This window comes from Xanthomarina sp. F1114, assembly GCF_026410255.1.
Lineage (GTDB): Bacteria > Bacteroidota > Bacteroidia > Flavobacteriales > Flavobacteriaceae > Xanthomarina.
Genome location: NZ_JAPMLL010000044.1, coordinates 1 through 444, shown reverse-complemented (window position 1 = coordinate 444; position 444 = coordinate 1). Strand labels below are relative to the sequence as shown.

At 41.0% G+C, this 444-nt stretch carries 1 protein-coding gene; it reads right to left on the bottom strand.

Going from position 1 to position 444, the window contains the following annotated elements; all coding sequences use genetic code 11:
* Positions 1-444, bottom strand: a 444-nt coding sequence (locus OS188_RS14730) for an HYR-like domain-containing protein (protein WP_524500341.1), incomplete at both ends; no start/stop codon positions are given.

The following is a 444-nucleotide window of genomic DNA, read 5'->3' as shown; positions in this document are numbered from 1 at the left end:
ATATCTGCAGGAGCAGCCGGAGCTACAGGAGCAGTTGTATCGGCAATAGTGATTGTTTGTGAAACAGACGAGCTGTTATCACAAGCATCAGTGAATGTCCAAGTACGTATAATTACTATGTTACAAGAATCCGTATCGTTAGTAGTTTCTTCTAGAACTCCAACTATTTCACCGGCACAGTTGTCCATTGCAGTTAATTCTTCTGCAACAGGAACTTCAGATACACACTCATAAGCTATATCCGCTGGAGCTTCTGGAGCTACAGGAGCAGTTGTATCGGCAATAGTGATTGTTTGAGAAACAGACGAGCTGTTATCACAAGCATCAGTGAATGTCCAAGTACGTACAATTGTTATGTTACAAGAATCCGTATCGTTAGTAGTTTCTTCTAAAACTCCAACTATTTCACCAGCACAGTTGTCCATTGCAGTTAATTCTTCTGCA